The organism is Rhodopseudomonas sp. BR0C11 (assembly GCF_010820945.1).
Classification (GTDB): Bacteria; Pseudomonadota; Alphaproteobacteria; order Rhizobiales; family Xanthobacteraceae; genus Rhodopseudomonas; species Rhodopseudomonas palustris_H.
In genome coordinates this window covers 1-9,004 of the sequence record NZ_QTKI01000183.1, presented here as the reverse complement: position 1 = coordinate 9,004, position 9,004 = coordinate 1, and the positions used below count along the sequence as shown (strand labels likewise).

Sequence of the window (9,004 nt, the reverse complement as noted above, 5' to 3'; positions counted from 1 at the left end):
CTTGCGCACCGCGTTTCCGCGGACGTCGATCAGTTCGAGCGAGCCGCCGCCGAGATCACCGACGACGCCGTTGGGCTTATGCACGCCGGAGATCACCCCGAGCGCCGACAGCTTGGCCTCGCGCGGTCCCGACAGGATCTCGATGGTGACGCCGCAGATCCGTTCGGCCTCGGCGATGAAGTCGGGACCGTTCTTGGCGTCGCGGCAGGCGGCGGTCGCGATCGCGAATACCTTGCCAACCTTCATCACCCGGATCAGCGCACGAAACCGGCGGAGCGCCACCAGCGCCTTGCTGACGGCATCCTTGGTTAGCAGGCCAGTGGTCTGCACTTCGCGGCCGAGGCCACACAGCGCCTTCTCGTTGAAGACGGTGACCAGACTGCGCGCCAGCGCCTCGTAGACCACGAGACGCACGGAGTTCGAGCCGATGTCGATGACGGCGACGCTGGGTTCGCGCCTGTGCGGCTGCTTGCTCAACGTCGTCGTCCCTTAGGAAGATTGCTGGGACTGCTGACGTTCAGCACGCCGGGTGAGCCGGCGGGGTGAGGATTCCTGGAGCGACTTCCCACGGCCGGACAAGCTCGGATTGGTCATGAAGTAGTTGTGGACGTTGAAGGGCTCCTCGCCCTTGGCCGCCTTCATACGCGTCGACGATCCGTCCGGCAACAACCGCCAGCTTTGCTCGGTATCTTTCAGGTTGGCGACCATGATCTGCTCCAGCACCTGCTGATGCACGGTCGGGTTGAGCATCGGGCACAGCACTTCGACCCGGCGGTCGAGATTGCGCGGCATCATGTCGGCGGAGGAGATGTACACCGCTGCCTTGGCGCTGGGCAGACCGTAGCCATTGCCGAAGCAATAGATACGGCCGTGTTCGAGGAACCGGCCGATGATCGACTTGACCCGGATGTTGTCCGACAGACCGGGTACGCCCGGACGGAGGCAGCAGATGCCGCGAACCACCAGTTCGACCGAGACCCCTGCCCGCGAGGCTTCGTACAGCGCGTCGATGATTTCCGGATCGACCAGTGCATTCATCTTCAGCCAGATCGCGGCCGGCTTGCCGTGGCGGGCAAAGGTCGTCTCGCCGCGGATGTGCTCCAGCATGGTCTTGCGCAGCGTGATCGGCGACACCGCCATCTTCTCGATGTCGCTCGGCTCGGCATAACCGGTGATGTAGTTGAACACCCGCGCAGCGTCGCGACCGAGGATCGGATCGGAGGTGAAGTACGACAGGTCGGTATAAATACGCGCCGTGACCGGATGGTAATTACCGGTGCCGGTGTGGATGTAGGTCGTCAGGCTACCGCCCTCGCGCCGCACCACCAGCGACAGCTTGGCGTGGGTCTTGAGCTGCAGAAACCCGTATACTACCTGCACGCCGGCGCGCTCGAGGTCGCGCGCCCAGCGGATATTGGCTTCCTCATCGAACCGCGCTTTGAGTTCGACCAGCGCGGTGACCGACTTGCCGGCCTCGGCGGCTTCCGCCAGCGCGCGCACGATCGGCGAGTTGTTCGAGGTGCGGTACAGCGTCTGCTTGATCGCGACGACGTCGGGATCGCGCGCCGCCTGCTGCAGGAACTGAACGCCGACGTCGAACGATTCATAGGGATGATGGACGATCAGGTCCTTCTGGCGGATTGCCGCGAAGATATCTCCGCCATGGTCGCGCACCCGCTCCGGATGCCGCGGCACGTAAGGCACGAATTCGAGGTCGGGACGATCGACCCGGGTGAGCTGCGACAGCTCGTTCATCGCCAGCACGCCGTCGACCAGGAACACCTCGTCGTCGGCCGCGGTGAGCGCGCGCTGCACGAACACGCGCAGCTCCTCCGGCATTGAGGCGTCGACCTCCATCCGGATCACCGACCCGCGCCGCCGCCGCTTCAGCGCGGTCTCGAACAGCCGCACCAGATCCTCGGCCTCTTCTTCGATTTCCAGTTCGCTGTCGCGGATGATCCGGAACGAGCCCTGCCCCTTGACGTGGTAGCCGGGGAACAGCCGCCCAATGAACAGCGAGGTCGCCTGCTCCAGCGTCATCACCCGGACGGTCTGGTCGCGGCCGTTCGCAGGCAGACGGATGAAGCGGTCGATCCGCGCCGGCATGCGGATCAGGGCGTTCATCGGCTTGCCGTCGGAGACCCGTGCCAGCTGCAGGCCGATGGTGAAGCCGAGGCTCGGGATGAACGGGAACGGATGCGCCGGGTCGATTGCCAACGGCGTGAGCAGCGGGAAGATGTTGTGGAGGAAGTGATCCTCGATCCACGTCCGCTCCGCCTTGGTGACGTCCTTGCCGTCCAGCAACAGGATACCGGAATCGGCGAGCACGCCGCGCAGCTCGCGCCAGATCGACTGCTGGTCGCTGGCGAGTTTGGAGACCGCCTCGTTGATCAGCGCGAGCTGTTCGGACGGCGTGAGGCCGTCCGGGCTGCGCTCGGTGATGCCCTCGCGGATCTGCGCCTTGATACCGGCGACGCGGACCATGAAGAATTCGTCGAGGTTGTTGGCCGAAATCGACAGAAACCGCACCCGCTCCAGCACCGGGTGGTGCGGATTGACCGATTCTTCGAGCACCCGACGGTTGAAGTGAAGCCATGACAGCTCGCGATTGATGAATCGCTCGGGGCCGGCAGCAATCATCGACGCCGGCTCGGCTTCGCCTTTTTTCTCTTCGATGGCAATCACTTGCTCGGAGTCCATGAGAAATTGATCCAGACCAGGATGTGGCGCACCGCGGCTGCGGCGCCGCGAGACAATGCTGACGCTGCATGACGTTTCCATGACATTGAGAAACGAGGCGCAGAAGCCGTCAAGCGGCCCGCCTTCCCGCCATATGCCGCAGGGCGGGCGCTAGTCGGCGCGCAGCACTTCGGAGGCGAGCGCCCGGGTCACCGGGCGGCCGAGCCGCAGCGCCATGGTGTCGAGCTTTTCCACCACCTGGCGGGCGGCTACGAATGACCGGTCGATCCGGTTGGCGAGGTAGCCGACCAGCGCAGCGTCGATGCACATCTGGCGGTCGGCGCAGAACTTGACGATCAGGGCACGAAACAGCGCATCGTCAGGCGGCAGCAGGGACACCACCGGCACGGCCCGCAACCGCGACTTCAGGTCGCGCAGGTCGATCGACAGGGCTGCCGGCTCGACCCGGCCGGTGAACAGTACATAGGCTTCGTCTTCCCGCGCCATGTTCATCAGGTGGAAGAGCGCCCGCTCGTCGAAGCTGCCAGGCACCAGATCTTCCACCACCACCGCGCCGGTCGCCAGCGCGCCGGGCACCGCCGCGGCATTCAGCGCCTGCGCCGCGGTCGACCGCGCGCCCGCTAGTTCGGCCCAGATCGCTGCCAGATGGCTCTTGCCGCTGCCCTCGGGGCCAACCAGCATCATGATACGGTTGGGCCAGTCCGGCCAGCTCTCGATCAGAGACAGCGCCGCGGTGTTGGCTGAACCTTCCAGGAAATCCTCGCGCGACAGGCTTTCGGCATGCGGCAAGTCGAGGGCTAATTGTCGAGGTTCAACGCGAACTGGCACGGGGCGCTCCATGCCGGCCCAAAACGCGGCCGGCCGACGCGGTCAACGGCTTGGCTCGATCGTGCTCATATGCCGCATCCACTCGACGAGATAGAGGGAGACGGAAAGCAAGGTCAAGACGGTCACCGCGCCCATCAGAAAGAGGTCGTAAGGCGCCGGCTCGAAGCCGAAGGCGAGCGCGCCGAGGATCAGCGCGGCGAACGACACCTGGGCGACGGTGTTCAGCTTCGACACCATCAGCGGCTTCATCGGGATCGGCCGCCCGAACACCCAGGAGATCATCACCGCACCGACGATCATGATGTCGCGCGACACCACCAGGATCACCAGCCAGCGCGGGATCGCCCCCCAGATCCCGAGCGAGACGTAGATCGAGACCAGCAGCGCCTTGTCGGCGAGCGGATCGAGCAGCGCGCCGAGCTCACTGGACATGTTGAAGCGCTTGGCCAGAAACCCGTCGACCGCGTCGCTGACCCCAGCCACCACGAATACCGCGAAGGCGATTTCCATCTCATTGGACGCGATCGCCCAGACGATCACCGGCACCAACAGGATGCGGCAAAGCGTAATGATGTTTGGAATGCTCACGCAACGTTCCCGGCTTCCGGCCCAAATCCGCCGAAAAACCTCGACTTTCGACGGTTGAGCGGGCTGGTTTTCTACATAGACCATGCTGGGTCCCCTTGCGAGCCATTGCACGCTGGCGGAATCCGACGTAACCACCCCAAAACATCGGCCGGGCGCGGACAAGCGGGACTTAGGTCTAGCGTCGTCGCGCCGGCGAAATCGACGGCGGGCTCCGCCCTGGCGACGGATGCCCGGGTGCCGCACAGCTTGAATTGGGAAAACCGGGCATGACCGAGCGGAAGCACGGCCTCACCTACGCCGACTCCGGCGTCGACATCGATGCGGGCAACCGGCTCGTCGATCTGATCAAGCCGATGGTGCGCGCCACCGCACGGGCCGGCGCAGATTCCGAGATCGGCGGCTTCGGCGGCCTGTTCGATCTGAAGGCGGCCGGCTTCAAGGATCCGGTGCTGGTCGCCGCCACCGACGGCGTCGGCACCAAGATCAAAGTGGCGATCGACGCCGGCCTGCACACCGGCATCGGCATCGACCTGGTCGCGATGTCGGTCAACGACCTCGTGGTGCAAGGCGCCGAGCCGCTGTTCTTTCTCGATTACTTCGCCTGCGGCAAGCTCGATCCCGAGGCGGCCGCCGAGATCGTCGCCGGCGTGGCGGAAGCCTGCCGCGAGTCCGGCTGCGCGCTGATCGGCGGCGAGACCGCCGAAATGCCCGGCCTGTACAAGGACGGCGACTACGATCTCGCCGGTTTCTCGGTCGGCGCCGCCGAACGCGGCACGCTGCTGCCGTCGAAGGACATTGCCGAAGGCGACGCAGTGATCGGACTGGCGTCCTCCGGCGTGCACTCCAACGGCTTCTCGCTGGTCCGCAAGATCGTCGAGAAATCCGGCCTTCCCTATGACGCGCCGGCGCCGTTCTCGCCGGTGATGACGCTCGGCGGCGCGCTGCTGGCGCCGACCAAGCTCTATGTGAAGTCCTGCCTGCAGGCGATCCGCGACACCGGCGCCGTCAAAGGCCTCGCGCACATCACCGGTGGCGGCTTCACCGAAAACATCCCGCGCGTGCTGCCGAAGCATCTCGGCGTCGGCATCGACCTGCCGCGGATCCCGGTGCTGCCGGTGTTCAAGTGGCTCGCCGAACAAGGCGAGATCGCCGAACTCGAGCTGCTGCGCACCTTCAACTGCGGCATCGGCATGGTCATGATCGTCAAGGCCGACGCCGTCGATCAGGTCACTGAGAGCCTCACCGCCAGCGGCGAAAGCGTGCACCTGCTCGGTCAGGTGATTGCCGCCAGGGGCGAGCAGCGCGTGGTCTATGACGGCCACCTCGACCTCGCCTGGTGAGCGCGCCGATGAAGCCTCGCGTTGCTATCCTGATTTCCGGGCGCGGCTCCAACATGGCCGCGCTGATCGAAGCCGCGGCTGAAGACGGCTTTCCGGCCGAGATCGCTGTGGTGATTTCCAACGTGGCGACGGCGGGCGGCCTTGCGATCGCCGAGCGCAGCGGCATCGCCACCGTGGTGATCGAAAGCAAGCCGTTCGGCAAGGATCGCGCCGGCTTCGAAGCCAAGCTGCAGGCCGAGCTCGACGCGCGCGGCATCGAGCTGATCTGCCTCGGCGGCTTCATGCGGCTGTTCACGGCCGAGTTCGCGCAGCGCTGGTACGGCCGGATGCTGAACATCCACCCGTCGCTGCTGCCGTCGTTTCCTGGCCTCGATCCGCATGGCCAGGCCTTGCGCGCTGGCGTCAAGATCTCCGGCGCCACCGTGCACTTCGTCACGCCGGACACCGACGCAGGCCCGATCATCGTCCAGGGCGCGGTCCCGGTGCAGGACGACGACACGCCGGAAACGCTGGCCGCACGCGTGCTCGCGGTCGAGCATCGCATCTACCCAGAGGCGCTGCGGCTGCTCGCTGCCGGCTTGCTCCGGTTCGACGGCGATCTCTGCCGGTCCGCCACGCAAAGCGCAGCTGAGCGAACGCTGATCGTGCCCGCCGCCAGCTGAGCGGCAGCACGAAGTTCCCCCGGCTTTCGACCGGGGGCAGTCCGACGAACCTTCGGCTTTGGATTAGGAGATCTTCAGGTTCTCCGCCGAGGTACGACCGCGATTTTCGACCAGATCGTACTCGATCGCCTGGTTCTCGTTGAGCGTGCTCAGCCCAGCGCGCTCGACCGCCGAAATATGGACGAAAACGTCCTTATCGCCCGTGGTCGGACGGATGAAGCCATACCCTTTTGTGGGGTTGAACCATTTGACGGTGCCCTTTTGCATCGCCTGCCTCCCGATCTAGATACAAAAAAGACGCGGCACGCTGCCCGCGTGCCACGCCACAAACGGCGAACCCAATGCGATATCGATTTCCCAGTCGCGAAACATAAAGCCGAAGGGGCTAGATCCGATTGCGGGTCAATTGCAACACGAAATTTGTGGTATAGCAAGTGTCGCGCAACGCACCGTGCTGATCTCGTGTAGTACGTAGCGTAACTGATCAGTTCCGATGCAGCGCACGCTGCAATCTGCAGCACGCGTAGTTCGTCCTGCTCACCGCTGCTGCCTGTTTCACTCGCACTGACTCAATTTCGCGCATGTGAGCAGCTGTGCCGTTTGCTGCACTGCCGAACTGCGTCGCCACTGCGGCGAGGATGCGACAATATTGGACACCTGCCAGACGTGGCCACCCCCGCCTCTGTCCGGTAAGCTCCCTTCTGAATCGGCGCAGCTGGTTCCACGGACATCCACCCATCACCAAGGAGCCGTTGATATTTTGGCGAACGATCTTCAAGCTAGCTCTCCTGCGGTGAGAAATCGAATTCTGGCGCAGCTCGCACCGGACGATTTCGAAGCGCTCAAACCATTGCTCCGGCCCGTCGAGTTTCGCGGTCGCGCTGTACTGCAGGAGGCCAACCGACGCGTCGAATGCGTTCACTTCATCGAGGACGGCCTGGTGTCGCACCTCTCTGGAACCCGCACCGACTTCGTTGAAACGGCCATGGTCGGCTATTTCGGCTACGTCGGGGTTCCGCTGGTGCTGGGAGCCGATGTCGCGTCGCAGCGCTCGGTCGTGTGCATGCCGGGAACTGCGCTGAGGGTCGAGGCCGACGATCTGGCACGGGTGATGGCCGACCGGCCGCAGATCCGTGAAGAGATGCTGCGCTACGTGCCGGCTCTGATCGCCCAAAATACACAGAGCGTGCTGTGCGCCGCAAAGCACGAAATCAATCAGCGTCTCGCACGCTGGCTGTTGCTGGCGAACGATCGCATTCAAAGCGACGTGCTGTACATCACGCACGAACTGCTCGCCTCCAGCATGGGCGTTCGCCGTGCGAGCATCACCAACGCGCTGCTGCAGCTCGAAGCTGAAGGTGTGGTGGAGAAGCGCCGCGGTGCGGTGCGGATCGTGGATCGCCAGGCGCTGGAAAGCCGCACCTGCGATTGCTACCACATTGTGCGCGAAGCCTATGATCGCACCCGCACCGTCGAGTGCTGCGGTCACGATGGGGCCGATCACAGCCACCACGGCTTAGTCGCCGGAACTGCCTGAGACCAGCCCACTTTCAGGTTCATGGAAAAAGCGAGCCGCCCGGCTCGCTTTTTTCTTGTCCGGCGCGGCAGCGGCAAGCTGCGGTTAGGCGCCCTGCTCGACCGATTGCCGGCTTCGCCAGATCGATCCCGCGATCAGCACCACGATGGCGCCGACCACGGCGAACAAGTGCTCGCCGACGCCGCCGTTGCTGGCGAGGCGCGTGTACATCCCAACCATTGCGAACAGCGCATCGAGCTGACCGCCGATCGGCGCATCGAGCTTGTGCACCAAAGGCAGCACGACCGGATCGGTGGCGATCACCTGCCCGGCGATCCAGCCGAGCAGCGCAGCACCGGCCCACACCAGGATCGGCAGTTTCTCCAGAACCATCAGGATCAGTGCCGCGCCCGCCACGATCAGCGGAACGCTGATTGCGAGCCCAAGGATCAGCAGCGGCACGCTGCCATCCGCGGCAGCCGCCACCGCGATGACATTGTCCAGACTCATGATGATGTCGGCAACGACAACGATCTGAACGGCGTGCAAAAGATGCGAGGCCGCTTTGACGCTGTCTTCGTCTTCGTTCTCGGGGACCACCAGCTTGGCGGCAATCACCAGCAGCGCCAGGCCGCCGACCAGCTTCAGATACGGCCACTCCATCAGCGTGGCGACGATGCCGGTGAAGACGATGCGTAGCAGGACGGCTGCGCCTGCGCCGAGCACCATGCCCCACAATCTGTGGTTCGGCTTGAGCCCGCGGCATGCGAGCGCGATCACCAGCGCGTTGTCGCCCGACAACAGCACGTTGATCCAGATGATCTTGCCGACGGAGATCCAGAATTCGGGTTGCTGAACGCCGCTCTTGAATTGGGCGACAACCGACCAGAAGGTCGCGGGGTCAAAGACGTGCAGCACCCAGTCCACGATCTTTCCCCGACTACGCCGGCATCCCGCGGCCGCCGAGGATCAGCGGCCGGGGACGTCCGACGGGTAATGCTTATCCGACGATTTCGTTGCCGGAGAAGAACTGCGCGATCTCGATCTTGGCGGTTTCCGCCGCGTCCGAACCGTGCACCGAGTTCTCGCCGATCGACTTGGCGTGCGCCTTGCGGATGGTGCCGTCAGCCGCCTTCGACGGATCGGTCGCGCCCATCACGTCGCGGTACTTGGCGATCGCGCCCTCGCCTTCGAGCACCTGAACCACCACCGGGCCGGAGATCATGAAGTCGACCAGTTCGCCGAAGAACGGGCGTTCCTTGTGAACGGCATAGAAAGTCTCGGCCTGGTCGCGGGTCATGCGGATGCGCTTCTGGGCGACGATCCGCAGACCGGCCTTTTCGATCAGCGCGTTGATCGCGCCGGTGATG

10 protein-coding genes are annotated in these 9,004 nt (G+C 64.6%); 3 read left to right on the top strand and 7 right to left on the bottom strand.

All coding sequences use genetic code 11. The features are described from left to right. From DYI24_RS15000 to DYI24_RS14985, 4 genes are all read right to left on the bottom strand, one after another. On the bottom strand, positions 1-477 hold a 477-nt coding region (locus DYI24_RS15000), incomplete at its 3' end, for a Ppx/GppA phosphatase family protein (RefSeq protein ID WP_502706346.1). 12 nt (positions 478-489) lie between these two features. Next, a complete protein-coding gene (locus DYI24_RS14995) occupies positions 490-2,700 on the bottom strand; it encodes an RNA degradosome polyphosphate kinase (RefSeq protein ID WP_164572854.1) in 2,211 nt (736 codons plus the stop codon). A 150-nt stretch (positions 2,701-2,850) separates the two neighbouring features. Continuing rightward, complete coding sequence (locus DYI24_RS14990) at positions 2,851-3,540, bottom strand: P-loop NTPase family protein (RefSeq protein WP_205502614.1); 690 nt, start codon at positions 3,538-3,540, stop codon at positions 2,851-2,853. 30 nt (positions 3,541-3,570) lie between these two features. Next, on the bottom strand, positions 3,571-4,116 hold the full coding sequence (locus DYI24_RS14985) for a CDP-alcohol phosphatidyltransferase family protein (RefSeq protein ID WP_107344924.1): 546 nt from the start codon (positions 4,114-4,116) through the stop codon (positions 3,571-3,573). A 266-nt stretch (positions 4,117-4,382) separates the two neighbouring features. On the opposite strand from DYI24_RS14985, the gene purM reads away from it, so the two are divergent. Both purM and purN read left to right on the top strand, forming a co-directional pair. Then, positions 4,383-5,456 carry a phosphoribosylformylglycinamidine cyclo-ligase gene (gene purM, locus DYI24_RS14980; RefSeq protein WP_164572853.1) on the top strand — a complete coding sequence of 358 codons (1,074 nt, stop codon included), beginning with the start codon at positions 4,383-4,385 and terminating at the stop codon, positions 5,454-5,456. A gap of 8 nt (positions 5,457-5,464) precedes the next feature. Further along, a complete protein-coding gene (purN, locus tag DYI24_RS14975) occupies positions 5,465-6,118 on the top strand; it encodes a phosphoribosylglycinamide formyltransferase (protein WP_164572852.1) in 654 nt (217 codons plus the stop codon). A gap of 63 nt (positions 6,119-6,181) precedes the next feature. Here purN and DYI24_RS14970 read toward each other — a convergent pair whose 3' ends face one another. After that, positions 6,182-6,385 (bottom strand): cold-shock protein, encoded by a 204-nt coding sequence (locus DYI24_RS14970; RefSeq protein WP_013502093.1) that lies wholly within the window; start codon positions 6,383-6,385, stop codon positions 6,182-6,184. 382 nt (positions 6,386-6,767) lie between these two features. Between DYI24_RS14970 and DYI24_RS14965 the strand changes: the two genes are divergently transcribed. Next, complete coding sequence (locus DYI24_RS14965) at positions 6,768-7,655, top strand: Crp/Fnr family transcriptional regulator (protein ID WP_246701264.1); 888 nt, start codon at positions 6,768-6,770, stop codon at positions 7,653-7,655. A gap of 84 nt (positions 7,656-7,739) precedes the next feature. Here the strand turns inward: DYI24_RS14965 and DYI24_RS14960 are convergent, their stop codons facing one another. Beyond that, a complete protein-coding gene (locus DYI24_RS14960) occupies positions 7,740-8,561 on the bottom strand; it encodes a TerC family protein (RefSeq protein ID WP_164572851.1) in 822 nt (273 codons plus the stop codon). 73 nt (positions 8,562-8,634) lie between these two features. Next, a complete protein-coding gene (gene ndk / locus DYI24_RS14955; protein WP_349627781.1) occupies positions 8,635-9,003 on the bottom strand; it encodes a nucleoside-diphosphate kinase in 369 nt (122 codons plus the stop codon). Position 9,004 lies beyond the last annotated feature (1 nt).